Genomic DNA, 24,866 nt, shown 5'->3' on the forward strand with positions numbered 1-24,866 from the left:
TTAGCCTCAGATAGCTTACTTGGTTATCCAGATTTCGGGATTCATCTTTTCACTTTCTTTCCAAACCTGGAATTTTAAAATTGTCTTATTTCCATCTGCTGAATCGGAAAAGATAGCTCCAATTTTCTGCTTTGTTTTCACTTTCTGTCCCGCTTTAACATGCACTTCTTTTAGGTTTGAATAAACAGAAAGAAAGCTTCCATGACGGATAATCACAGCCATGTTTCCGCCAGAAATAGCAAAGACCCGACTCACGACACCATCAAAAATAGCCCGTGCTTCGCTTCCTTTTTGTGTGGTAATTTCAATCCCGTTGCTTTTTACCTTGATGTTTTTCAGTACAGCATGTGCGTGAACACCAAATCGTTCGGTAATCACTCCACGTTCAACCGGCCAAGGCAGCCGGCCCCGGTTTTTCTCAAAGTCAGCAGCCAGCAGCTTTTGTTCAGGTGTCATTTCAAACTGCCCTTTTTCCCGGGCTTTACGCGCTTCTTCTGCCAATAAACGCTCGATTTCCCGATCCAGCTCTTCTTGTTGTTTCTGTTGTTCGCGAAGTTTTTTCCGTAATTGGCGTTGCTGTTTCTGAAGCTGTTGAACCTGCTTCCGTTGAAGAAGCTTCTCCCCCTCCAATTGCAGGTTTTCAGAGTTTTTTTCGGCAAGTAAATTAGCTTTTTGCTTCTTTTGATGTTCCAGGCTAACGATCTTCTCCTTCAGTAGGGTGTCAATAGCCTGAATAATTTCGACCTGAGACTTCCGGTATTTAGCGTACTGCCTCAGATAAAGCATTCGTTTATACGCTTGATTCAAATTCTCAGAAGACAGCAGAAACAGCAGCGCATCGTAACTATTTTTGTTTCTTTGGGCAAAACGGATCATCGCTGCATATTCTTTTCGAAGTCCATCTAAATCCGCTTTTAGCATCTTCGAAACTTCTGTATTTTCAGCAATGTAAACGTTCAAAACCTGGATCTGGCTTTCTATCCCTCCAATAAACTGATTTCTGTTTTGGATTTGAGAATTCAACAATTGCAATTTTCCTAAGCTGGCTTTCTCATTTTTTTGAGCTTCCTGTAAAAGGGAAGAAGTGTATTTGATAACTTGCGCCGTATTTACCTTTTTAGCGCGTAAATCAGTAATTGATTGCCCCAGCAAGGACAATGTACCCAAAACGAAGAACAAGCTCAAAAAAAGGCTTCTCATTGCATTATATGGCTATTGCATCCGGTCGTACTTTGCCGGTATGTTGAAATTAAACGATTGGTCTTTTTCGGTTGAAAATTTACTCAGTTTAATCCTCATCGACAAATCTTTCTCAAGACTAGTAAAGAAAATATCAATATTTCCGGGATATAACTGGCGACCAACTTGGGTGAAATCAGAAAAATTAACCGTTACTTTTCGATTATTTGTTTGATCATCCAAAATGATTTTTCGGATTTTAAATGTCTTGGGATCAGCATAAATATGTTGAACAATAAAAGCATCTTCATCCAGCTTTTTTAGGTAACGATCGATCTTCTCTTCCTTACCTTTCTGCATGATTTTATACAACTTCCTGTTTTTGAAAGACTGCAGCACATACATCCCTGAGTCAACGTAAGAAACAAACTCTTTGAACTCATTGTCCCGTTCATCATCGCGATACGAAAAAGCTTCATTACTGATCACCGCTTGCACCATTTCAAAATCGAGATTGGTATTCACAAACTTACTTAAGTACTGGTAATCTTCCTTCAGGTAACTCTTATTCAAATAATTAACCATTTTGACGCTATCGGGAGTCAGGTATAAACGCGCCAAAGGAACGTTAATCTTACTCAACGTCAACAAAATCTGTTGATCCTTTTCTGACTTTAAATTAGCGCGGAAGGATGTTTTTTCATCGGGGCTTTCATAATGACAAGCAATCCGTTTAATGGCCAGCATGTCATAGTCAAAAGCATTTTCTTCAATTTTCTTAATCAAGCGGTTGGCACTGATCGGCCTGACCTTTTCTGTAGTTACTATTTTTGTTGTTTTGCAAGACGCAAAAGCCAGCAACAAAACAAAAATCAGGCTTAGTTTTTCTAGTTGTGAACGTGTTTTCAAGGAGTCAAATTTTCGATGTACCGCGATTCTTTAATTTTCTGTTCCAGAACTTCAGTTCCTTCTCCCAGCAATTGTGCTTTTTTCCAGTTTTCAACGGCTTTTTCCTTCTCGCCAAGCATATATAAAATGTCCCCGTAATGTTCAAACATGACACCACTTTCGGCCTCTTCACTGTTGATCGCCGATTCGATATAAAACTTTGCTAACTGGTAGTTTTTACGTTTAAACAATACCCAAGCATAAGTATCCAAATAGGTTGCGTTATCCGGATTGGATTGAACAACTTTTCCGCTCATTCGCTCGGCCTTTTCAAGCTGCTCGCCTCGAATAGAAAGGTAATAAGCGTAGTTATTCATCGCCATGTAATTCTCCGGATCGAGTTTAATTACTTTATCAAAGGCTTTAAATGCCTCTTCCACCTGATCGAGATTATAGTTGGCTTCAGCACGATACAATTCAAACTGAATTTTCAATGCCTGGTTGTCCAATACATAAATTTCGCCGTCCTCAATGGTTTGCAAGGCTTCCTCGTACTTTTTCAACTGAAGCGATGCCACGGCATTCAATGCATACAAAACAGCCTGATTGGGAAATAACTCAATGGCTTCCTTACTGTCTTTGTAAAGATTATCAAAATCCATTAAGTCATTATTTATGAATAACAATTGCTGCCAAACAACAAAGTTATCCTGATCTGTTTCAAGGTATTGACGCAAATAACCTCGGGCTTCCTCAATTTTTCCCTGACTAATCAGACTTTCGGCATAAAGCCTATAGATCCGGTTGTCATCGGGATGAGTTTTACTTAAGATTCCCAACAATTCACTAACCTGATCCTCGCTCCATTCCGAAGCTTCCGGATTAGCCGTTTGCATCATGTAATATTGCATTTTCGTTTCGGCATCCAACTGATCACTTGCAAAGGCCTTTTTCACATGTTCAAATGCTTTTGACGAGTCGTTGTGTTCAACGTAATAACTAGCCAATGAAAAGTGCACAAAGCCATTATCAGGATCGATATCGAGAATCTTATTGTAATTCTTCAGGGCATTCACCGAATCGCCCTGTTGTTGATACAACTCAGCTAATAACCCGTAATATTGAGGTTCTTGGGGGTTGGAATCAATCAACTTATGAATTTCATCAAACGCTTTTTCAGGTTTATCCCAAGCAACAAATAACTGCTGTTTGGCAACGGCAATTTGCTCGTTCAAACCCGTTTTCTTTTCCAACTGATCGTAAGCGGCAATGGCTTCCGGGTACTTTTCAGCCATTCCAAGTAAAACAGCTTTATAATACAGGTATTCCAAATTTTCTGGCTCCTGCTCACTTAAATGAGTGTATAAATCAGCTGCCTCGTTAAATTGCTCACGCTGTCGGTAAATCTCCGCTAACATCAGTTTATACCACGGATTTTCGGCGTTCAGGCTAATGGCTTTTTCCAACAATAGCGAAGCACTGGTTAAATCCTTATTGGCATAATGAATGCTTGCCATTTCATACATTGCTGCTGACGAATTGGGATCAATCTCAAGACATCGTGAAAAAATAGATACAGCGTTTTGAATCTTTCCCAGCTTCTTTTGCTTCAAACCTTCAATAAACAAGTATTCCAATTCATTGGCTTCCTCCTCGCTCAAAGCTTTCTCAGCACTTGTCAGCTCTTCTTCAACAGGCTTATCTGTTTTCACCAATTGTTTCTGCGAGGCAGAACAAGAAGCCAACAAAACAGCCAACAGCACAAAATATGTTCGTTGTTTCAACGTCATTATTGGGTCTAATTTTTTCCCGTATGCCCAAAACCTCCAGCACCACGTGCAGTTTCTTCCAATATTTCAACCGGTTTCCAGGCAACGGTTTCATGTTTTGCAACTACCATTTGGCAAATCCGCTCGCCATGGTTAATGACAAATTCCTCGTTGGATAGGTTAACCATGATGACTTTAATTTCGCCACGATAATCAGCATCAATTGTTCCCGGAGTATTTAAAACAGTCACTCCTTTTTTAATCGCCAAGCCACTTCTCGGTCTAATTTGAGCTTCAAAGCCTACAGGTAATTCAATAAACAAGCCAGTAGGAACTAAAACGCGTTCTAATGGTTTTAAAACCACAGGTGCTTCCAAATTGGCTCTGATATCCATTCCTGCAGCATGAGCTGTACCATATGCTGGCAATTCGTTTGATGACTGATTAACAATTTTTACGTCCATATGTTGCTTTTTTACGATCTGCAAAGATAGCTAAATATCACAAGTTTAGAACTTGTTGCATTTCAATTAACAAAATTTAAAACTATTCCATGTAGAACAGTTCTTCCATGATTTTATCGGAAATAAAAAGACCTTCATCGGATAAACGATAGATGCCATCCTCCAAATAAAGGTGTTTACTTTCCAAATATTTTTCAGCTTCATCTTGGAAATGAGAAACGTATTTTGAAGCAAAATTAGTCTGCAAATAGTTCAAGGAAATTCCCCATTTGGTTCGAAGTGAAGTGATCATGTAGTCGTTGTACTGATCTTGAGCAGACAAAACTTCCGTTTCCCAAAACGGCCCTTTTTCATCAATCGCCTGGAGGTATTTCCGCAGACTGGACACATTCCAACGCCTACTTTTATGATCGAAGGAATGAGCAGAAGGACCAAAGCCCAGGTATTTCTTTCGTTCCCAATAAGCTTTGTTATGACGAGAATAACGCTGATTACGTGCAAAATTTGAGATCTCATATTGCTCAAAACCCGCTTTTTTCAATTCGCTAAGTAAAAGCTTGAACTGATCAAAACTTAATTCATCCGGTAGTTCTTTGATTTTTCCCGTTTTCAGATACTCATAGAAAACAGTTCCTTCGTGGTAGGTTAAGTGATAAGCAGATATGTGCTGTACATCCAGTGCTACGGCCTTTAAAACATTATCCTTCCAATCGGCTAACGTTTGATTGGGTAAACCATAAATCAAATCAATACTGATATTTTGAATACCGGCATCACGGGCTGCCTGAATAGAAGCTAAAGCTTGTTGACTGTTGTGTCGCCGGTTCATACTCTTCAAATCGGCATCATGAAAAGATTGCGTTCCGATGCTCAACCGGTTGACCGGGGTGTTTTTTACCCCCTCCAAAAACTCCGGCGTCAAATCATCCGGGTTGGCTTCCAAAGTAATCTCTACATCATCTGCCACTGAAAAACAATTGGACAAATGATGCAGAATACTGCTAATTTCTTCGATTTTTAAAACAGAAGGCGTGCCACCACCAAAATAGATGCTGGCAATTTCTTCCTGCTGCAATTCATTTTTACGCCACTCAATCTCTTGTTTCAAGGCCGAAACAAAATCGGTTTTAGCACCAAAATCAGTGGTTTTGTAAAAATCGCAGTAATGACACTTGGTTTTACAAAATGGAATATGAATATAAATTCCGGCCATAAAGCTGTCCCTTTCTCCTTCATTCTCCGATCGCCTGCCGGAATAGTTCTCTACATTTTTATCAGGTCTTCATGCCCTTCCATGTCATCGATAATTTTGGCCAAGGTTGTTTCACCATAAAATTTCGACAGGTTGGCGCGCACTTCAGAAAACCGTTTGTGAACCGGACATGGCTGACCATTTTCGTGATGGGTTGAACAAGGCTCCATGCTGATCAAACAATTCTTGAAAAAGTCTTCACCATCAATGATGGTCACAATTTCGTACAAAGAAATGTCTTCCTTATTTTTTCCTAAACCAAAACCTCCATTAGGCCCTTTGGTTGAAACCAATACTTTTTGTTTAACCAGGTTTTGTAGAATTTTACCAAGAAAAGGAGTTGGAATATCCAAATCGCTTGAAATCTTTTTAATCCCAATTTTAGTCCCTTTTCCATCACTGAATTTTCCAAGATAAATTAGTGCCCGAATGGCATACTTACATGTATTGGATAGCATAATCTATTGTTTATTTTTCCATTGTTTGCTAAATGATTCCTTCGCAAAAACAGGCAGTGATTTTTTTTCACCCATCGCATTTTTCTTCATTGTTCCCATGCTGTTTTTGGCTTTTCCACCCATCATATCCAATCGGTTTCTCTTCATAAAAGCAAACTCAAACGCTTTCATTCCAAGATTCCAGGATAGGGGAGTATCGCCATTTTTGACAGCATCTCGCCGGTTAAATAAAAGCATGTTATGCAGCGGAATGCGCACTGGGCACACTTCGGTACATTTACCACAAACCGAACAAGCAGAACTTAAATGATTGTATTTCGAAAACCCTTTGTAGAAAGGTGTAATAACCGAACCAATTGGACCACTATAAGTGGCATCGTACGTGTAACCTCCAACGTTTTTATAAATTGGACACGCATTCAAGCAAGCGCCACAACGAATGCATTTCAAGGCTTCAAACTGATCGTCTTTTTGATACAATTCGCTGCGTTTATTATCCAATAGAACAACATACATTTTTTCGGGACCATCTTGCTCTCCCTCTTTCTTTGGACCAGAAACAATGGAGTTGTATACCGTAATTTGTTGGCCGGTTCCATGAGCTGCCAGCAAAGGCCACATCAAACCTAGATCTTTCATTCGAGGCACGATTTTTTCAATTCCTGCAATTACAATATGCACTTTCGGAAAAGAAAAAGTCATCATCGCATTTCCCTCGTTTTCGGTTAACGCAATGGCTCCTTTGTCGGCTATTAAGAAGTTGGCACCGGTTACCCCAACATCAGCTTGCGTAAACTTTTTGCGTAGCAGTCCGCGAACATAGCTGGTTAAAAATTCGGGCGTGCTTTTCTCAGGGGTGTCAAATTTTTCGTGAAACAGCTCAGCAATATCTTCCTTGGATTTATGCATGGCCGGCGTTACAATGTGGTAGGGCTTTTCGCCTGCAATTTGCACAATGTATTCGCCCAAGTCTGTTTCCAACGACTCAACACCTACCGCTTCAGCATGCTCATTAAAATCAACTTCCTCGGTGGTCATCGATTTACTTTTGACCAACAACTCAGCTTGATTCTCTTTCAGTATCTTTTGTACTGCTAAAATAGCCTCAGCCGCATCTTCAGCCCAAACAACCTCAGCTCCATTGACTTGAATATTCTCTTCAAACTGAAGTAAATAATCAGGCAAGTTATGAATGGCATCGCGCTTGATGTAAGCTGCCCGTTCACGAGCTAAATCGAGCTTGCTGTATCTTTTTCGGCCCCGGTCAACTGCTGCATCATATTTAGAAATATTAAACTTGATGGTTGCCCGATGCCGCTTATCAAAAGCAATTTTCTCTGAGTCTTTTATAAACATTTTTTTCTCTTCTGACATAGCTAGCTTAATGGCATTTTATTAATTCGTCTCAAATGTCGTCCGCCTTCAAATTCAGTTGAAAGAAAAGTTTTTACAATCATTATTGCCTCATCCTCGGTAACAAACCGAGCCGGTACTGCACATACATTGGCATCGTTATGAAGTCTTGCCAAAGCAGCAATTTCAGGCGTCCAGCAAATTGCAGAACGAATCTTCTGATGCTTATTGGCCGTCATATTAATGCCATTGCCACTACCGCAAAGCGTAATGCCATAATCAAATTTCCCCTCTTCAACAGCTTCTGCCATTGGGTGGGCATAGTCTGGATAATCAGAGCTTTCAGGAGAAAACGCACCAAAATCTTCAATGGTTACCCCTTGTTCTTTCAAATAATTAATAATCACCTGCTTTTTCTCAAAGCCAGCATGATCTGAAGCTAACGCAATCTTTAAACTATTCATTTTCACAAAAATAATCAAAAATAATACTTAAAAGTATTTATTTGGATTTCTTACTTAATAAACTTGTAAATTTCTTTTCGTTCCAGCCAATAAACAACTACTACAAAACTAATAATCATTAAAGTATGAACGACATACATTGTTAATGAAGGAGCAATATTTAACCATCTGGAAAGACCGTAAATTCCTAAAGCGAGCACAAAATAGAAGCCTATGCGTTTAACCGGATACTTAACCGGGTAATGTTTCTGCCCGAAATAGTAGGACAAAATAGTCATTACAACAAAACAAATTAATACGGCATAAGCCGATGCCATGTAGCCAATTTTCGGAATAAATGCCACATTCAATATCAAGCTGATTACGGCTCCAATTGAAGCAAAATAAGCGCCATAGCGTGTTTTATCCGTTAATTTATACCATAAGGACAGGGTGTAGTAAATTCCTAAAAACAGGTTAGCCATCAAAATAATGGGAACCACGTTCAGGCCCGAATGGTATTTCTCATCAATGATATACTTGACCAAATCCATATACAAGCAAATACCCAAAAAGATGAGCAGCCCGAATATCACAAAGTATTTCATGATAATAGCATAGCCTCGTTTGTTATCATCCGATTTGACTTGCGAAAAGAAGAAGGGCTCAAAAGCATAGCGAAAGGCCTGGATAAACATGTTCATGAGCACGGCAAGCTTGTAGTTTGCCCCATAAATTCCCAATTGCGACATCGGATCCTGGTCTGCAGGAATCAGCTCCGGCATCAAAATTTTATCGATATTCTGATTGACCATACCGGCCACACCAACAATTAGAATCGGAAACGAATACCAAACCATCTCTTTCAGTAAGCGTCCATCAAAACGGATCTTCACCAAAATTTCAGGAGCCAGTAGCAGCAGATTAATGCTTGAAGCAATTAAGTTCGATATAATCACATAGCCCACACCAATATCTTCAGAATAGATCAAATTGATCCAGCTATCCGGATTCTGTTTTAAAATGGCCGGACAAATACTTAAAAAGAAAATATTGAAAAAGATATTGGTGGCAATATTGATCAACTTAAACGAGGCAAAACGAATGGCTCGCGACTCGATACGAAGCTTGGCAAAAGGAATTGCAGTAAAGGCATCAAAAGCAATGATGAGTGCCACCCACTGAATGTATTCCGGGTGCTCTTGGTAATTCGTCCAGTGGGCCAGGGTATCGGTAAATGTGAAAACCGCCAAAACAAACGCCAATGAAGTCACAAATAGCGATACCAAAGCACTGCTGTAAACCCGATCTTTATCTTGTCGCTTCGAAGCAAACCTGAAAAAACCGGTTTCCATTCCATAGGTTAAAATCACCAATAAAAAAGCCATGTAGGCATACAGGTTGGTCACAATTCCAAACTCATCAGTTAGGAAAACATGGGAATAGTAGGGTACAAGCCACCAATTGATAAAGCGGCCAACAATACTACTCATACCATAAATTGCAGTTTCTCCGGCAAGTTTTTTGAATGAATTCAAGGCGTAAAAATTTTTTCAAAGATAGGGATTCATAGCGGTATTTTTAGACCAAAAACAGTTTGTTTAATCCTTGTTCTCTTAAACTTTGCTTATTTTTGAATTTTTCAAAATAAAATGTAACTCGTCACAAAACAAGCACACTAAAACTTGCTTGTAAGTTTGAATAAGAGTTCTAAAAAATTACAATTAATCGTACTCATGAAACAACCATGATAGAAGAATTGAGTATACCAATTTGACTAGAAGTGATCATCTTGAAAATACTAATTCTGTATCCTGGTTTTAAATATTAAACGAATGAAATTGAAATTCTTTTTTTTACTGGTTGTGGGCTCACTGCTTGTTGGATTTTTTTCATGCTCCAATAAACCAAAACGTTCTAGAAAGCCTGTTGCAAAAATCAGCTTTCAAACGCGCAATAGTGAATTTAAATTTGGTGATTCGATTTCAATTGCCATAACGATCCAAACCAAAAATGGGGAATTAAAAGAATCCAAACTATACATTGACAATGAGTTGGTGAAATCTTCCAATCAAACCGAATATTCGTATTCCATTGCTCAGTTAGACGAATTGGGAAAACACAATGTTAAAGTACTGGCCACCAAAGCCGATGGGGTAGAGGGAGTGAGTTTTAAATCATTCACCGTTGTTTCTGACCTGGTTCCTGAAGAATACACTTACGAAGTGGTTAAAACGTTCCCTCATAATGTGGAGCATTTTACGCAAGGCCTGGAGATACACAACAACCAATTTTACGAAAGTACCGGCGAGTATGGAAAATCGGGAATCTACCGTTTTGACTTATTAAGCGGCACCGTTTCCAGGTCATTTAAAATGGAAGAGCAATACTTTGGTGAAGGAATAACCATTCTGAATGATAAAATTTATCAGCTGACTTATAAGGCACAAAAAGCTTTTGTTTACGACCTGAATACGTTTGCTCGCATCGATTCCTTTACCTATGAAACACCGGAAGGTTGGGGATTAACCCATGACAATCAGTACTTAATCAAAACTGATGGTTCTGAATTTGTACACTTTATAGATCCCAAAACCTTCAAAGTCGTCCGGAAAATTCAAGTGTATGACCACAAAGGACCGATCAAATTATTGAATGAACTGGAATACCATAACGGCGAACTATACGCCAATATTTGGACGACCAATAATGCCGTAAAAATAGATCCAAAAACCGGAAAAGTACTTGCGACCATCGATTTTGACGGTCTGTTATCCGTGCTTTATAATCCGGACAAACCGATTGATGTATTGAACGGCATTGCCATCCATCCCGATAATGACAAAATGTACATTACCGGTAAACTTTGGCCAAAGCTTTTCGAAGTTAAGCTGATTAAAAAAGACTAGGATTGTCTGAGCTTCCGTAATTGATTTTACCAAGGTGCTTGTACGCCCGATCAGTTACTTCCCGTCCTCGAGGTGTTCGTTTGATGAATCCTTCCTTAATCAGGAAAGGTTCATACACCTCTTCGATGGTTCCCGCATCTTCGCCAACAGCTGTCGAAATGGTCGAAATTCCCACTGGACCACCTTTAAATTTATCGATGATCGTGTTCAGGATTTTATTGTCCATCTCATCCAAACCATGCTTATCAATATTTAGCGCTTCCAGGGAGTAGCGTGTTATTTCCAAATCAATCTTCCCATTACCCTTCACTTGGGCAAAATCGCGTACTCGACGAAGCAAGGCATTAACGATTCGTGGTGTCCCACGACTTCGAGAAGCTATTTCAAGGGCTGCCTGATCATCAATTACCACATTCAAAATCTTAGCCGACCGTTTTACGATTCCCGTAAGAATACTTAAGTCGTAGTACTCGAAATGGGAATTGATTCCAAAACGTGCCCGAAGAGGACTGGTCAGTAAACCCGATCGCGTGGTAGCTCCAACCAGCGTAAATGGATTTAACTCCAATTGAATTGAACGTGCACTGGGGCCTTTATCGATCAAAATATCGATTTTATAGTCTTCCATAGCCGAATACAAATATTCTTCGACAATGGGGCTTAAACGGTGTATCTCGTCAATAAAAAGCACATCACTCTCCTCCAAATTGGTCAGAAGGCCGGCCAAATCCCCTGGCTTATCCAAAACAGGACCTGAGGTCAACTTTAAGCTAACACCAAGTTCATTCGCAATAATATTTGAAAGGGTGGTTTTTCCCAATCCAGGAGGTCCATGCAAAAGAACGTGATCCAATGCTTCACCACGCATTTTTGCAGCTTGGACAAATACTTTCAAATTCTCTACAATTTGCTTTTGACCTTTGAAATCATCAAAAGTTAAAGGCCGAAGACGCTTATCTAAATCAACGTCTTTATCGGAAAATGAATCATCGTGCAGATCTATTGGATCGGACATAAAGCTATACGTTTCTGAACGAACAAATATAGCTTTATTTCATGAAGAGTAGAGCGCTGGATTATTTTACAATTTCCAATTCATGAAAAATTTTCTTCAATTTTTCAATGTCGAAAGGCTTTGCCATAAATTCATCCATACCGTACGAAAGGCACTTTTCTCTATCGTTATCCATGGTATTCGCAGTTAAAGCAATAATTGGTGTTCGCGAACCCGGTGTTTCTGTATTTTCGATCTCTCGTATTTTTACAGTGGCCTCTAAACCATCCATTTCTGGCATCATTAGGTCCATTAAAACCACATCAAAAGTGCTCTCTTTAAAACGGTCGATTGCTTCCAATCCATTGTTCGCTATTGTTACTTCATGGTTGTATTTCTTCAAACTAAAGGTTACAATCCTTTGGTTCAGCACATTATCTTCTACAAGCAATATTGAAAGTTTGTCTTCCATTCACTAAAAGGTTTAACCGCTGTAAAGTTAATTCTAAAAAGACACAAAAGGAAACCCTATCCAAGCAACAAAAACAATCCTAATCGATATTAATAAATATTAAAGTTTAAAAAAATTAAAGATGATAATGATAATAGGCTGTTGATAGCTTGTATAATTTCTGATTTGGTTTCTTGTTAAAACGAAAAATTTGATGTTATTCTTGATTTATTCACGCGTTATGAACAGCTTTGTTTTTTGAAAATCAGACTTGTTTTCGATGTAATCAACATCTGTTAATAACCAACAGTCTTAATTCTTTTCTACTATTAACAATCGTTGATAACTGTTGATTTCTTGGGAATGAATTCTAAAAAATAATTCTTGCCAATTCCATTAAAAAGTGCTATTCAAAATCATATTCCGAATTATAAAATATAATTTTGGGTTTTTATTTGATTTAAATGAACAGCCATTGAAAAGTAATTAACAATTCATGTTTTTTTTAAATCGTTAAATAGTAGAGGTTTAAAATTTATGACAGCGAGCTATAAACATCTTGTTAATAACCTGAAAACGTATGTGCGAATACGTAGTTTTTACCAGGTTTTACGCGGCATTCTGCTTGTCTCAGCCCTGATAGTCAGTTATGTTATAGTCATTTCTTTGGTCGAGTTTTATACCTATCTATCTGTTGATATTCGCACTTTCCTATTTTTCCTGACTTGCTTCTTAATTGTCATCTTAGTCGGAATTTACGTCATTTTTCCAGCGTTTCGTCTGCTGGGTATATTAAAACCGATATCCTATGAAAAGGCAGCAAAACTCATAGCCGAACACTTCCCGGAAATGGAGGATCGCTTATTAAATGTTATTGAGTTAGCGCAAATTGGGGAAGAAGCAGATGAGCCGTTGGTCTGGGCAAGTATCGATGAAAAAATTAAACGGCTGAAGGTGTTTAATTTTAGTCAAGCGATTCCTTTTAAGCGTCTGCTTCGACCACTTAGTTTCCTGTTTGGAGTGGTTATTTTGGCTGGTATACTTACACTGTTTTTTCCAGGTATTTTTAAGGAGAGCAGCCGGCGCCTTATCGATTATGATAAGCAGTTTTCAAGGCCAGCACCGTTTACGTTTCACTTGATTAACGAGAGTCTGAGTGTCAAAAAAGGAGACCCTTTATTGTTAGAAGTTGAGTGTAGTGGAAGGCAAATTCCCGAAGTGTTATATGTGAATATTGGTGGATCGAATTATTTAATGAGTCAGGAAAATGGCGTGTTTACCTATCCATTTGAGCACATCAACAATTCTTTTTCGTTACGTTTTACCGATCTTCAGTTCTTTTCAGAGAATTATAAAATTAAGGTTCTTCCGGCTCCTATAATTACTGATTATAGTGTGGAAATTATACCTCCTGCTTATACTGGATTGGAGCGCTCGAAGGAGGAGATGCTTGGCGATATTGAGGTGGCTTATGGATCAGAAATACGTTGGATTTTTAAGACTGCCGATACTGATTCGCTCTATTTTACAGCGGATGGAAATCGGCTGGATGCTGTACATGATGGTGGTCAGTTCGTGTTGGAGTATCGTGCTGAGAAAGATTTAAAATATACTGTCTCTGTGTCTAATGAAAGCTTTAATTATCCCGATCTTTTGAGTTTTAATTTGTCAGTTATTCCAGATTTATATCCCGAAATACAGGTGGTTCAGTTGCGCGACTCAATAGATTATACGCGCTACTATTTTAAAGGGCGAATTGCTGATGATTATGGTTTTCATTCCTTGAATTATGAATTGATTATTAATCAGAAGGATAGCCTTGTGGCATTACCCGTTGTGAAAAATTTGAATCAACAGGATTTCTATTTCACTTTTGACTTTAAAGCGTTAGTGGGAAAGGCGGATGTTGTAGATTACCATTTTGCCGTTAGGGATAATGATTATTTTCATTCTTATAAAGAAGCAATTTCAGAGTCGTTTCAATTTCGTTTTCCAACTAAAGAAGAATTGGCGTTGGCCGATGATCAAAACTTCGAAGGTTTGGAGCAGTTAATGGAGGAAAGTTTTCAGTTGAGTCAGGATATTCAGCAGTCGATTGACGAGCTTCGATTTAAAAGTTTGAGTGAAAATTCTTCGGATTGGGAAAAAAAGCAGTTGGTCAATGAAGTGCTGAATAAGCGTAACCGATTAGAAGAAATTTTAGAGCAGGTTCAGCAAAAAAATGCGGAAATGAATAATCTGAAAAATTCGTTTTCAGAAGAGCAAGCTGAAATAGTCGAGAAGCAAAAACAAATTGAAGACTTACTCGAAGACGTTTTTAATGATGAGTTGAAAGCATTGTTTGAAGAGTTCAAAAAATTGGCTCAGGATTTTGATCAGTCAAAATTGAATGAATTGTCAGATCGATCGAAAATGTCGATGGATGATTTATCGAAGCAACTTGAACGAAATCTTCAAATGTTGAAACGGATGAAGGTGGAGCAGGAGATGACTGATGTAATTCAGCAGTTGCAGAAGTTGGGAGAGAAAGAAAAAAGTAATTTGGAGCAATTGAAAGATGGACGAAATTTTTCGGAGGCGCAAGAACGGGAGAAAAATAACCAAGTGGAATTTCAAAAAGCTGTTGAAGATTTAAATAGGACATTGGAGTTAAATCATAGTTTGGAGAAGCCATTGGAACTCGATCCAATGGAAAAGGAACAAAGTGATATAAATTCAAATTATGATGATATTCAAAATTCGATAGAGCAAGGTCGAAAGCGAAAATCTCTGCAACAAATGGAGGAGAATACGAGGGCACTTGAAAATATGGCATTCTCGCTTAGTCAAATGTTGGAAATGAACCAACAAAAGCAACGCATGGAGAATATCGATAACTTGAAACAAATACTTGATAATCTGGTCTATATATCATTGACTCAAGAAGGTCTACATGACGAAATTAGACAGATTGATGATGGTGATCCGCGCTTGTCATCTGTGCGAGTTGAGCAGGATAAACTTATCAAACAAAGTGAAGTTGTAAAAGACTCACTTTACGCCCTGGCCAACCGTACTCCAGAAATTGGAAATGTAGTAACTAAAGAATTGCTTACTTTGGAGCTCGCAATGAATAAGGCAGTAGGGGAGTTGGAAGAAAGTCGCATGAATACAGCCTTGCGCGAACAGCAAATGGCAATAACTGCTGCCAATAATATGGCCTTGTTTTTAAACGAAGCCTTGGATAATCTTCAGAAGCAAATGGCTGAAGGTATGCCTGGCGATCAACAGTGTGATAAGCCAGGTGGGAACCAAAGTCAAATGAATATGTTGAAGGATGCGCAGCAGAACTTGAAGCAGCAGCTGCAGCAAATGATTGAGCAAATGAAGCAAGGACAGTCTGGAAATATGTCAGAACAGATTGGACAAACATTGGCACAGCAGGAGATGATGCAGCAAATGATTCGAGAGTTGATGATGGACTCCGAGGTTGGAAGTGCTGCCAAGGAACAACTGAAGCAAATAAATGAACTGTTAGAACATAATAATATTGATCTGGCTAATAAGAATATTAATAGTACTTTAATTAGTCGGCAAAACTTAATTTTAAATAAACTTTTAAAGGCTGAAAAGGCTGAGATGGAGCGTGATGTAGAGGATGAGCGGGAATCTAAAACCGTGGATGATAGTTTTTATAGTAACCCAATTGAATTTTTTGAGTATAAAAAACAGGAAAAAGAATTTAATGATGCTATTGAACGAAATAACTATCAGTTACGTAATTTTTACGATCGGAAGTATAAGAACTACATCAACAACCTAAGAGAGGAAAATTGAAAAGAACGCTCAGCATACCATCTCATCTTACGTATTTGTATGACGTTGAAAATTTCATACATGCTTTTTTAAACGAGGCAAGATTGCCTGATTTACAACTTGGAGCAATTATGTTAACAGTTTGCGAATCTGTGAGTAATGCAATCTCCCATGGTAATGGGCATGACATTAATAAGCATGTACAAATACGGGTAGAATGTTCAAAAAGGGAGTTAAGTTTTGAAATAGAAGACGAAGGGAAGGGGTTTGATTTAGGCCAAGTGCCGGACCCAACCGAGATTAAGAATTTGAAGAATGAGCATGGTAGAGGAATCTTTATTATTCGAAACTTAGCAGATGATGTTCAGTTTGCGAATAATGGGGCCCTCGTAAAAATTAAATTTAAACTGAGTCGTGAGCATCAATTTTTACTTTGAAGACATTGAAGAATTTCAATTAGACCAACCGAAAACCATTGAGTGGATCAAGAATTCCATTCGGAAGGAAGGAAAAAACACATCAGAAATCAGCTTTATTTTTTGTAGTGATGACTATCTACTGGATATTAATCGGCAGTATTTAGATCACGATTATTACACCGATATCATCACGTTTGACTACGTCGAGGGTGACGATGTTTCGGGTGATGTATTCATTAGTATCGATCGGGTTCGTGAAAATGCGGAGACCTTCCAGGTCGGTTTCCAAAACGAGTTAAACCGAATTATCATTCACGGTGTTTTACATTTACTAGGTTATAAAGATAAAGAGGCTGATGAGAAGAAAATAATGACCGGGAAGGAAGATTATTATCTTGGTGATTACTAGTCTTTTCTGTTTTGTGCTTTTCTATTAATTTTGCCGTCTAAATTTTTTAGAGATGATATTACCATTTTACGATGTGATTGTAGTTGGTGGGGGACATGCTGGTTGTGAGGCTGCTACTGCAGCAGCCAATTTGGGATCGAAAACCCTCCTCATTACGATGGATATGGGCAAGTATGCGCAGATGTCGTGCAACCCCGCTATTGGCGGGATTGCAAAGGGACAAATTGTTCGTGAGATTGACGCGTTGGGCGGGCATACCGGTGTCATTGCAGATCGCTCATCGATACAATTTCGGATGTTGAACCGTTCTAAAGGACCCGCTATGTGGAGTCCAAGAGTGCAGAATGATCGCTTCCGCTTTTCAGAGTATTGGCGAGACATTTTAGAGAATACAGATAATTTGGACCTTTGGCAGGATGCTGTTATTCATCTTTTGATTGAAGACGGCGTCGTAAAAGGGGTCAAGACCAAGATAGGGGCGGAGTTTCAATCGAAGACCGTGATTTTGACGAATGGCACGTTTTTGAATGGCTTAATGCATATTGGGCAGTCGAAGATGGAAGGCGGGCGGATCGGCGAATCTGCCAGCTATTTTATCAGTGATCAGTTAGCTGAGGCCGGCTTTAAAACGGGGCGGCTAAAGACCGGAACTCCTGTTCGGATTGACGGAAGATCCATTGATTTTTCGAAATTGACCGAGCAGAAAGGGGACGAAGGTCATTATAAGTTTTCCTTTTTACCCGAGGTTAAGACGGAGATGAAACAGCGAAGTTGTTGGATTACTTATACGAGTCCTGAGGTTCATCGCGAACTTGAAGAGGGTTTTGAGGAGTCGCCAATGTATGATGGGACCATTCAAAGTACAGGGCCTCGCTATTGTCCCAGTATCGAATCTAAGTTGGTTACTTTTGCCGAAAAGCAGCAACATCAGCTCTTTTTGGAGCCGGAAGGGGAGAAGACACATGAGTATTATTTAAATGGATTTTCGTCGTCTTTACCCTGGCAGGTTCAATATAAAGCCTTGCTATTAGTACCAGGTTTGGAGAGTGCAAAGATTTTCCGACCCGGGTATGCCATCGAGTATGATTACTTTGATCCAACCCAGTTGTATCATACGTTGGAAACCAAGTTGATTAAGAACCTCTATTTTGGGGGTCAGATTAATGGTACTACGGGCTATGAAGAGGCAGCAGCTCAAGGAATGGTCAGCGGAATAAATGCCCATTTAAAGGCCCATAATCAAGCCGAATTTACCTTGGGTAGGGATGAGGCTTACATCGGTGTTTTAATCGATGATTTGGTCACTAAAGGGGTTGATGAGCCTTATCGGATGTTTACCTCGCGTGCTGAATATCGTATTCTATTGCGGCAAGATGATGCCGACGTTCGATTAACGCCCAAGTCATTCAAGCTTGGATTAGCGTCCAAAGAGCGGATGGATTTGCTGGAGGAAAAGCTTAAATTGAGAGACTCAATTATCGATTTTGTTTCCAATTTCAGTTTGAAACCACAATTCATCAACGATCTTTTAGTGGCTAAAAATACGAGTCCGCTGAAGCAGGGAGTGAAATTAAAAGATGTTATTTCCCGTCCTCAAATTTCGATTTTTGATGTGATAGAACCCGTGGTTCCGTTTAAGAAAATGCTGGAGGTAATTCCCGAAAATCGGTTCGAAGAGATTGTAGAATCAGCTGAGATTTTGATCAAGTATTCTGGGTATATTGAGCGTGAAAAGTTGATAGCCGAGAAATTCAAACGCTTGGAGAATATCAATATTGAAGATAAATTTGACTACGAAAAAATCCACACAATTTCGACAGAAGCCCGTCAGAAATTGAGTAAAATAAAACCAAAAACCATTGGGCAGGCGAGCCGGATATCCGGTGTAAATCCGTCCGATATTAACGTTCTTTTGGTCATGCTTGGCCGTTAATGTTCCACGTGGAACAAAAGATTAAAATCAACTATGAATTTAAAAGAAACCATCCGTGAGATTCCGGATTACCCGGAAAAAGGAATTAGTTTTAAAGATATTACTACCATGCTGAAGGATTCGGAGGCGTTTAAGGAGGTAGTTAATCAAGTACACGAGAATTTCAGGGATAAGGGAATTACCAAAATTGTTTCATTGGAATCGAGAGGATTTATTGTCGGTGGGGCAGTGGCGTATTTATTAGATGCCGGTTTTGTTCCGGTACGTAAAAAAGGCAAGCTGCCTGCCGAAACAGTAACGGAATCTTACGAGTTGGAATATGGATCGGACCAAATTGAAATGCATCTTGATGCCTTGACAGAAGATGATGTTGTGTTGATTCATGATGATCTTTTAGCAACCGGAGGCACCGCTTTGGCAGCTCTGAATTTGGTTGAAAAAATGAAGGTGAAGAAGGTTTATTTCTCGTTCATTTGTGACCTGAAATTTATATCCAACGGGAAAAAAGATCAGCTTTCAAAATACGAAACACATACCTTGGTGGAGTATTAAACACCCCTTTTGAAAATTGAAATACGAAGCAGTAAATAGAAATATTGACGAGCTGAAAAAGCAGGTTTCGGTCTTGCCGGATAAGCCAGGAATTTACCAGTATTTTGATAATACTGGTAAAATCATTTACGTGGGGAAGGCTAAAAATTTGAAGAGACGAGTTTCTTCTTATTTCTCAAAAAAACACGAAAATCGAAAAACAGCTTTGCTTGTTCGGGCAATTGCCGATATCAAACATCTGGTTGTAGAAACAGAGCAGGATGCCTTGTTGTTGGAAAATAACCTGATAAAAAAATACCAGCCACGGTATAATATTCGGTTGAAAGATGATAAAACGTATCCTTGGATTGTTATCAAAAATGAACGTTTCCCGCGCGTATTTCAAACCCGAAATGTGATCCGCGATGGTTCGCAATATTTCGGTCCTTACACCTCGGTTATGACCGTGCGAACCTTGTTGGATTTATTTCGGAAGCTGTACAAATTAAGAACCTGCAAATACAATCTTTCTTCCGAAAATATTTCAAATGGAAAGCTGAAGGTTTGTTTGGAGTATCATATCGGAAATTGTCTGGGGCCTTGTGAGGGGTATCAAACGGAGCGAGATTACTTAAAATACATCGAAGAAATTCGGGATATTTTGAAGGGGAATATTTCCGGAGTAATCAAATATCTTCGAGAAATGATGCATCGTTATGCCGAGGATTTTCAGTTTGAAGAAGCCAACCAGGTAAAGGAAAAACTCCAGATCTTGGAGAAATTCCAGAACCGGTCGACCGTCGTTAGTTCTACAATTACGGATGTTGATGTGTTTACCATCGATGTTGTCGAAAAGGCGGCTTTCGTCAATTACCTAAAAGTAATTAATGGGGCCATTGTGCAAACTTATACCACGGAGATCAAAAAAGCCTTGGATGAAGATCGGGAAGAATTGCTTCGCTATGCGATTGTCGATATTCGCCAGAAAATATTTTCGAATGCGCGTGAATTGATTGTTCCTTTTGATCCTGGATTCGAATTGGAAAATGTCCGCTTTAAAGTGCCGGAACGGGGAGATAAGAAAAAGCTACTGGATCTTTCGGTGCGTAATGCCAAATATTTCCGATTGGAGAAAGAAAAACAACAAGCACTATCGAAACCCAAAGATAGTTCCAGGCGAATTTTGGAAACCTTGAAAAAAGACCTTCAATTAAAGGAGCTGCCAAGTCATATTGAGTGTTTCGATAATTCGAACTTACAGGGAACGCATCCGGTGGCTGCCTGTGTTGTTTTTAAAAACGGAAAGCCGGCCAAGAAAGATTATCGCCATTTTCATGTCAAGACAGTTGAAGGTCCCGATGATTTCGCATCGATGCAAGAAATTGTTTTTCGTCGTTACAAACGTTTGTTGGATGAAAAGCAATCCTTACCACAGTTAATTATTATTGACGGTGGTAAGGGCCAGCTTGGAATGGCCTTGAATGCGCTAGAGGAATTGGGGTTGCGTGGAAAAATTGCAATTATTGGTATTGCTAAAAAATTGGAGGAGATTTTTTTTCCGGGGGATTCTGTTCCACTTTATCTCGATAAAAGTTCCGAAAGTTTAAAGCTGATTCAATTTGCCCGGGATGAAGCTCACCGATTTGGAATTACGTTTCATCGCAAATTGCGATCAAAAAATTTTATCAAATCTGAACTGGAAGAAATTCCCGGAATCGGGGAGAAGACCATTCAGGTGCTTTTACGACGATTTAAAAGCCTTGAGAATTTAAAAAAACAAGCCTACCATACGGTTGCCGAAGAAATAGGCGATTCTAAAGCCGTTAAAATCTTTGACTTTTACAAGTTAAAGCGTTGATGTGTAGTTATTTTTATGGCTTTTTTTATCCCAAAATGATCATCGGTTAAAATCGCCAACTAGATCAATTTCGGTACTTTTCGTCATTATCCAGAAGCCCGAGGTAGGAATAGTACCTACTTTCTGCAATTTTTCCCTCATGCACATACTTCTTGACCTCGCAAGCCGGCTCATGCGTGTGAGTGCAATTGTAGTACTGACAATTTTCGAGCAGCTGAAACATTTCCGGAAAATAATGGGAGATTTCCTCTTTTTCCATATCCAGAACACCGAAGCCTTTTATTCCAGGAGTATCGATAATAAAACCACCAAAACCGAGTTCAAACATTTCGGAGAAAGTGGTGGTGTGTTTTCCTGTTTGGTGGTAGTCGGAAATTTCACGGGTTTTTAAATTTAAGTTTGGCTCAATGGTATTAATCAATGTTGATTTTCCAACGCCTGAGTGACCGGCAAAAACATTGGTTTTTCCTTCCATCCAACTTTGAAGGGTATCCATGCCAACTTTTGTTTTTGTAGATGTTTTCAGACATCGGTAGCCAATACTTTCATAAAGCTCAATTAATTCATCCATCTGTTTGCTTTGCTCTGGCGAATACCGATCAATTTTGTTAAAGATCAAATGGCAAGGAATACGATAGGCCTCGGCCGAAACCAAAAAGCGATCAATAAAAGTCGTGGTTGTTACAGGATAGTTGATGGTAATCACCAGAAAAGCTTGATCAATATTTGACGCGATAATATGTGATTGCTTCGATAGGTTAGGGGACTTACGAATAATGTAATTTTTTCGATCTACAATTTTCGTAATTAAACCCGTTTGGATAGTTTGGAGCTCTTCCGATTCGTTAATTCTGAATTCAACATGATCGCCTACGGCAATCGGGTTGGTACTTCTAATTCCTTTTAAACGAAAATTACCTTTTATTTTGCAGTCAATTTTCTTGCCCGCTTCGGTTTGTACAGTGTACCAACTTCCGGTTGATTTTATAACGATTCCTTTATTCAATTGCTAGTCTTTTTTTATGATGAAGAATACTTATCTTTCGGTCTGTTTTGAAAATCAAAAGTAAAAAAAATAGTGAAACGTATTTTAAGCTATAATGTTAATGGTATTCGTGCAGCCATTAAAAAAGGTTTCATGGACTGGTTGGTTGACGAAAATCCTGATGTTGTGTGTATTCAGGAAACAAAAGCTCAACCAGGAGAAATGAGTGAAGATGAGTTTGCCAATTTAGGCTATCATATTTACGCCCATTCAGCAGAAAAGAAAGGGTATAGTGGTGTGGCTATTTTGACGAAAGAAAAGCCGGACCAAGTGGTTTATGGAATGAATAATCCGAAGTATGATGCTGAGGGAAGGGTGATACGAGCTGATTTCGGCGATTTAACGGTGATTAGTGTGTATTTCCCCTCTGGAACCACAGGAGGGCCAAGACAGGTCTTTAAAATGGATTTTCTGGCTGATTTCCATGCTTGGCTGAACGAACTGCGCAAGGAACGGCCTAATTTGGTGATTTCTGGCGATTATAATATTTGTCGTTTGTGGATTGATATTCATAATCCGGAAAAACAGCAAAAGACATCGGGCTTTTTACCTGAAGAGCGGGAGTGGTTTCAGCAATTTGTGGATGATGGTTACTGTGATAGCTTCAGAGAAGTGGTGACCGAGCCGCATCATTATTCGTGGTGGAGTTACCGTGCTGGGTCGAGAGCACGCAATAAAGGCTGGCGAATTGATTATCACTTATTGAGTGAGCCTCTAAAAAAGAAGGTGAAAGATGCAGGGATTCTTTCTGAAGTTGTCCATTCAGATCATTGCCCGGTATGGGTTGAACTGAATGACTAAACGGACATGTTTCACGTGGAAAAGGCAGTGAAAAGCGGTTTAATTGACGCTTCTCACTGCCTTTTTATTAGTTGTTGCAAGGTTTATAAATGGCACCTGTAGCGAAGTCTACAATAGCTCCGGGCCAGAACAACAAGACATCGGCAATTAGGGCTACTGCACGGATCTCTCGGGTTGGTTCACCTGGAGAAGGCTTGGTGCGTTGACATTCAGAAACAGGACCTCCAAATACAGTTGCGCAAGAAGGTAAGATGGTGATTGCAGCTATTAAGGCAATAGCGAGCTTTACAGACAATTTTTTTTTCATTGCTCTTTATTTTTGGTTAAACATATGGTTTTTGTTTTTGAGAATTGATCATGCCAGCACTGTTTTTCTTCGTTGAAGAAGATGGTTAATGGCTCTAAGGGGATCAATCGTAGGGCTGATCTTGCAAGAATTGAACCAAAAGAAAAATCTTCGGCAATAACCTTTGTACGAGTGATTAGTTTTCCCGGAGTGGTGTGCGTGAAAAACTCGAAAAGAAGGTAGTAAACAAAGTACATAAAAAGGGAGAAGAGCCGGTCGTAAATACCGGTTTCTCCCTGAAATAAGTTGGTGTATTTTTTCAGAAAGACTAAAAAGAATGTGCCTAAGACTGAAAAAACGATAAAATCAATTAAAAAATTTAAGAAGCGGATTCTTCTCGGAGCTACGTCAATATTCATAGAAGCTTAGATTTTCACAACAATAACTGAGAATAAAGCTACTATAAAAATATTAAATTTACTCCCAGTCCAGAATAATTTTTCCGCAATCTCCGCGTTCCATAATATCAAAAGCTTCCTGGAAATCATCAGCCTTCATCCGATGGGTAATGACGGGAGCAATATTCAATCCTGATGTCAGCATCATTTCCATGTGGTACCAGGTTTCGTACATTTCACGACCATAAATCCCCTTCAGCGTTAAGCCTTTAAAAATGAGTTTGCTCCAGTTGATCTGTGTGCTTTTGGGAAGCAAGCCCAGCAAGGAGATTTTTCCTCCGTTGTACATGTTCTCAACCATATCATTAAAAGCGATAGGCGAGCCACTGCATTCTAAACCGATGTCGAAGCCTGCAACCATCCCTAAGCTTTTCATCGCTTCATTTACCTGCTCTTTGGTTGGATCAATCACTTTTGTAGCTCCTAATTTGCGAGCTAAATCACGACGATAGCTGCTCAAATCGGTTCCAACAACGTTTCGGGCGCCGGCAAATTTGGCTACCGCAGTAGCCATTGCTCCAATGGGGCCACCAATACCGGTAATCAGCACATCTTCTCCTAGAAGAGGGAAGGACAGGGCTGTATGTGTTGCATTTCCCAGTGGATCCATAATCGCCATGATTTCATCCGGAATTTGCGGATCTACTTTCAGCACGTTTTTGGCCGGAACCGAAATGTACTCGGCAAAACCTCCGTCACGCTGAACGCCAATTCCTAAGGTGTTGTCGCAAATGTGCTGACGTCCACGACGACAGTTACGGCAGAAACCACAAGCAATGTGTCCTTCAACGGTTACCCGTTCACCAACATGTACGCGATCAACTTCAGAACCGGTCTCAACCACTTCACCCATGTACTCATGACCGATAACTACCGGAGTTTTAATGGTGTTTTGTGCCCATTCATCCCATTTATAGATGTGAAGGTCGGTACCGCAGACAGCCGCTTTTTTTATTTTGATGAGTACGTCGTTGTGTCCTACTTTTGGCATAGGAACATCTTCCATCCAAAGACCACGTTCTGGTTTGCTTTTTACAATTGCTTTCATTCGTTTGTATTTTAATTTTTTAATAGTAACTAATTGAATTTGTATCATCTAGTCATTCTCTTAACGGATAAAAATAGCTTTGTTTTATACCGTCGAATGATGAAGCAAATTAGTGCTATTTCA

The 24,866-nt window shown here is 39.4% G+C and carries 23 protein-coding genes; 8 read left to right on the forward strand and 15 right to left on the reverse strand.

Annotated elements, in window-relative coordinates:
• Window positions 1–15: 15 nt before the first annotated feature.
• From BM156_RS01705 to BM156_RS01745, 9 genes are all read right to left on the reverse strand, one after another.
• On the reverse strand, window positions 16–1,200 hold the full coding sequence (locus BM156_RS01705) for a murein hydrolase activator EnvC family protein (protein WP_093918090.1): 1,185 nt from the start codon (window positions 1,198–1,200) through the stop codon (window positions 16–18).
• Window positions 1,201–1,212: 12 nt separating this feature from the next.
• On the reverse strand, window positions 1,213–2,088 hold the full coding sequence (locus tag BM156_RS01710; RefSeq protein WP_093918091.1) for a lipoprotein insertase outer membrane protein LolB1: 876 nt from the start codon (window positions 2,086–2,088) through the stop codon (window positions 1,213–1,215).
• Window positions 2,085–3,857 (reverse strand): tetratricopeptide repeat protein, encoded by a 1,773-nt coding sequence (locus BM156_RS01715; protein ID WP_093918092.1) that lies wholly within the window; start codon window positions 3,855–3,857, stop codon window positions 2,085–2,087. Before BM156_RS01715 ends, BM156_RS01710 begins: the two co-directional genes overlap by 4 nt.
• Window positions 3,858–3,865: 8 nt before the next feature.
• A complete protein-coding gene (gene dut / locus BM156_RS01720; RefSeq protein ID WP_093918093.1) occupies window positions 3,866–4,300 on the reverse strand; it encodes a dUTP diphosphatase in 435 nt (144 codons plus the stop codon).
• Between the two features lie 82 nt (window positions 4,301–4,382).
• Window positions 4,383–5,513 carry a radical SAM family heme chaperone HemW gene (hemW, locus tag BM156_RS01725; RefSeq protein ID WP_093918094.1) on the reverse strand — a complete coding sequence of 377 codons (1,131 nt, stop codon included), beginning with the start codon at window positions 5,511–5,513 and terminating at the stop codon, window positions 4,383–4,385.
• A gap of 50 nt (window positions 5,514–5,563) precedes the next feature.
• Window positions 5,564–6,010, reverse strand: coding sequence for an RrF2 family transcriptional regulator (locus BM156_RS01730; RefSeq protein ID WP_093918095.1), 447 nt, complete (start codon window positions 6,008–6,010; stop codon window positions 5,564–5,566).
• A gap of 3 nt (window positions 6,011–6,013) precedes the next feature.
• Window positions 6,014–7,366 carry a lactate utilization protein B gene (locus BM156_RS01735; RefSeq protein WP_244525704.1) on the reverse strand — a complete coding sequence of 451 codons (1,353 nt, stop codon included), beginning with the start codon at window positions 7,364–7,366 and terminating at the stop codon, window positions 6,014–6,016.
• 20 nt (window positions 7,367–7,386) lie between these two features.
• Window positions 7,387–7,827, reverse strand: coding sequence for a ribose 5-phosphate isomerase B (gene rpiB, locus BM156_RS01740; RefSeq protein ID WP_093918661.1), 441 nt, complete (start codon window positions 7,825–7,827; stop codon window positions 7,387–7,389).
• Window positions 7,828–7,877: 50 nt separating this feature from the next.
• Complete coding sequence (locus BM156_RS01745; protein WP_093918097.1) at window positions 7,878–9,344, reverse strand: lipopolysaccharide biosynthesis protein; 1,467 nt, start codon at window positions 9,342–9,344, stop codon at window positions 7,878–7,880.
• A 297-nt stretch (window positions 9,345–9,641) separates the two neighbouring features.
• Here BM156_RS01745 and BM156_RS01750 point away from each other — a divergent pair, with 297 nt between their 5' ends.
• The gene (locus BM156_RS01750; RefSeq protein ID WP_093918098.1) at window positions 9,642–10,715 is read left to right on the forward strand and encodes a glutaminyl-peptide cyclotransferase; all 1,074 of its coding nucleotides are present in this window, start codon (window positions 9,642–9,644) and stop codon (window positions 10,713–10,715) included.
• Here the strand turns inward: BM156_RS01750 and ruvB are convergent.
• The gene (ruvB, locus tag BM156_RS01755) at window positions 10,702–11,730 is read right to left on the reverse strand and encodes a Holliday junction branch migration DNA helicase RuvB (RefSeq protein WP_093918099.1); all 1,029 of its coding nucleotides are present in this window, start codon (window positions 11,728–11,730) and stop codon (window positions 10,702–10,704) included. The genes BM156_RS01750 and ruvB overlap by 14 nt on opposite strands.
• A 61-nt stretch (window positions 11,731–11,791) precedes the next feature.
• The gene (locus tag BM156_RS01760; protein ID WP_093918100.1) at window positions 11,792–12,181 is read right to left on the reverse strand and encodes a response regulator; all 390 of its coding nucleotides are present in this window, start codon (window positions 12,179–12,181) and stop codon (window positions 11,792–11,794) included.
• Between the two features lie 516 nt (window positions 12,182–12,697).
• Between BM156_RS01760 and BM156_RS01765 the strand changes: the two genes are divergently transcribed.
• From BM156_RS01765 to uvrC, 6 genes are read left to right on the forward strand one after another with little or no spacing between them, the layout of a single operon-like run.
• Window positions 12,698–15,976, forward strand: a complete 3,279-nt coding sequence (locus tag BM156_RS01765) for a coiled-coil domain-containing protein (protein ID WP_093918101.1) — start codon at window positions 12,698–12,700, stop codon at window positions 15,974–15,976.
• Complete coding sequence (locus BM156_RS01770; protein WP_093918102.1) at window positions 15,973–16,392, forward strand: ATP-binding protein; 420 nt, start codon at window positions 15,973–15,975, stop codon at window positions 16,390–16,392. The genes BM156_RS01765 and BM156_RS01770 overlap by 4 nt, the downstream gene beginning before the upstream one ends.
• A complete protein-coding gene (ybeY, locus tag BM156_RS01775; RefSeq protein WP_093918103.1) occupies window positions 16,370–16,783 on the forward strand; it encodes an rRNA maturation RNase YbeY in 414 nt (137 codons plus the stop codon). Before BM156_RS01770 ends, ybeY begins: the two co-directional genes overlap by 23 nt.
• Window positions 16,784–16,835: 52 nt before the next feature.
• Window positions 16,836–18,716, forward strand: a complete 1,881-nt coding sequence (mnmG, locus tag BM156_RS01780; protein WP_093918104.1) for a tRNA uridine-5-carboxymethylaminomethyl(34) synthesis enzyme MnmG — start codon at window positions 16,836–16,838, stop codon at window positions 18,714–18,716.
• A 33-nt stretch (window positions 18,717–18,749) separates the two neighbouring features.
• Complete coding sequence (locus BM156_RS01785; protein ID WP_093918105.1) at window positions 18,750–19,268, forward strand: adenine phosphoribosyltransferase; 519 nt, start codon at window positions 18,750–18,752, stop codon at window positions 19,266–19,268.
• Window positions 19,269–19,284: 16 nt separating this feature from the next.
• On the forward strand, window positions 19,285–21,105 hold the full coding sequence (uvrC, locus tag BM156_RS01790) for an excinuclease ABC subunit UvrC (RefSeq protein WP_093918106.1): 1,821 nt from the start codon (window positions 19,285–19,287) through the stop codon (window positions 21,103–21,105).
• A 64-nt stretch (window positions 21,106–21,169) separates the two neighbouring features.
• Here the strand turns inward: uvrC and rsgA are convergent, their stop codons facing one another.
• Window positions 21,170–22,111: a ribosome small subunit-dependent GTPase A gene (gene rsgA / locus BM156_RS01795; RefSeq protein ID WP_093918107.1), complete on the reverse strand. Its 942-nt coding sequence runs from the start codon at window positions 22,109–22,111 to the stop codon at window positions 21,170–21,172.
• Between the two features lie 72 nt (window positions 22,112–22,183).
• Here rsgA and BM156_RS01800 point away from each other — a divergent pair, with 72 nt between their 5' ends.
• Window positions 22,184–22,951 carry an exodeoxyribonuclease III gene (locus tag BM156_RS01800; RefSeq protein WP_093918108.1) on the forward strand — a complete coding sequence of 256 codons (768 nt, stop codon included), beginning with the start codon at window positions 22,184–22,186 and terminating at the stop codon, window positions 22,949–22,951.
• A gap of 67 nt (window positions 22,952–23,018) precedes the next feature.
• On the opposite strand, the gene BM156_RS01805 is transcribed toward BM156_RS01800, so the two are convergent.
• The 3 genes from BM156_RS01805 to tdh are packed head-to-tail and all read right to left on the reverse strand — an operon-like array spanning window position 23,019 to window position 24,743.
• Window positions 23,019–23,258 carry a hypothetical protein gene (locus BM156_RS01805; protein ID WP_093918109.1) on the reverse strand — a complete coding sequence of 80 codons (240 nt, stop codon included), beginning with the start codon at window positions 23,256–23,258 and terminating at the stop codon, window positions 23,019–23,021.
• Window positions 23,255–23,656 carry an RDD family protein gene (locus BM156_RS01810; RefSeq protein WP_093918110.1) on the reverse strand — a complete coding sequence of 134 codons (402 nt, stop codon included), beginning with the start codon at window positions 23,654–23,656 and terminating at the stop codon, window positions 23,255–23,257. Before BM156_RS01810 ends, BM156_RS01805 begins: the two co-directional genes overlap by 4 nt.
• Window positions 23,657–23,714: 58 nt before the next feature.
• Window positions 23,715–24,743 carry an L-threonine 3-dehydrogenase gene (tdh, locus tag BM156_RS01815; RefSeq protein WP_093918111.1) on the reverse strand — a complete coding sequence of 343 codons (1,029 nt, stop codon included), beginning with the start codon at window positions 24,741–24,743 and terminating at the stop codon, window positions 23,715–23,717.
• Window positions 24,744–24,866 lie beyond the last annotated feature (123 nt).

This window comes from Sunxiuqinia elliptica, assembly GCF_900113005.1.
Classification (GTDB): Bacteria; Bacteroidota; Bacteroidia; order Bacteroidales; family Prolixibacteraceae; genus Sunxiuqinia; species Sunxiuqinia elliptica.

What these genes read in the sequence shown, in the direction of transcription:
- rpiB (WP_093918661.1), bottom strand. Translation starts at nt 7,827, where the DNA reads ATGAATAGTTTAAAGATTGCGTTAGCTTCAGATCATGCTGGCTTTGAG.
- BM156_RS01735 (WP_244525704.1), bottom strand. Translation starts at nt 7,366, where the DNA reads ATGTTTATAAAAGACTCAGAGAAAATTGCTTTTGATAAGCGGCATCGG.
- tdh (WP_093918111.1), bottom strand. Translation starts at nt 24,743, where the DNA reads ATGAAAGCAATTGTAAAAAGCAAACCAGAACGTGGTCTTTGGATGGAA.
- BM156_RS01805 (WP_093918109.1), bottom strand. Translation starts at nt 23,258, where the DNA reads ATGAAAAAAAAATTGTCTGTAAAGCTCGCTATTGCCTTAATAGCTGCA.
- BM156_RS01715 (WP_093918092.1), bottom strand. Translation starts at nt 3,857, where the DNA reads ATGACGTTGAAACAACGAACATATTTTGTGCTGTTGGCTGTTTTGTTG.
- BM156_RS01705 (WP_093918090.1), bottom strand. Translation starts at nt 1,200, where the DNA reads ATGAGAAGCCTTTTTTTGAGCTTGTTCTTCGTTTTGGGTACATTGTCC.
- dut (WP_093918093.1), bottom strand. Translation starts at nt 4,300, where the DNA reads ATGGACGTAAAAATTGTTAATCAGTCATCAAACGAATTGCCAGCATAT.
- BM156_RS01750 (WP_093918098.1), top strand. Translation starts at nt 9,642, where the DNA reads ATGAAATTGAAATTCTTTTTTTTACTGGTTGTGGGCTCACTGCTTGTT.
- hemW (WP_093918094.1), bottom strand. Translation starts at nt 5,513, where the DNA reads ATGGCCGGAATTTATATTCATATTCCATTTTGTAAAACCAAGTGTCAT.
- ruvB (WP_093918099.1), bottom strand. Translation starts at nt 11,730, where the DNA reads ATGTCCGATCCAATAGATCTGCACGATGATTCATTTTCCGATAAAGAC.
- BM156_RS01785 (WP_093918105.1), top strand. Translation starts at nt 18,750, where the DNA reads ATGAATTTAAAAGAAACCATCCGTGAGATTCCGGATTACCCGGAAAAA.
- BM156_RS01730 (WP_093918095.1), bottom strand. Translation starts at nt 6,010, where the DNA reads ATGCTATCCAATACATGTAAGTATGCCATTCGGGCACTAATTTATCTT.
- BM156_RS01765 (WP_093918101.1), top strand. Translation starts at nt 12,698, where the DNA reads ATGACAGCGAGCTATAAACATCTTGTTAATAACCTGAAAACGTATGTG.
- BM156_RS01760 (WP_093918100.1), bottom strand. Translation starts at nt 12,181, where the DNA reads ATGGAAGACAAACTTTCAATATTGCTTGTAGAAGATAATGTGCTGAAC.
- mnmG (WP_093918104.1), top strand. Translation starts at nt 16,836, where the DNA reads ATGATATTACCATTTTACGATGTGATTGTAGTTGGTGGGGGACATGCT.
- BM156_RS01810 (WP_093918110.1), bottom strand. Translation starts at nt 23,656, where the DNA reads ATGAATATTGACGTAGCTCCGAGAAGAATCCGCTTCTTAAATTTTTTA.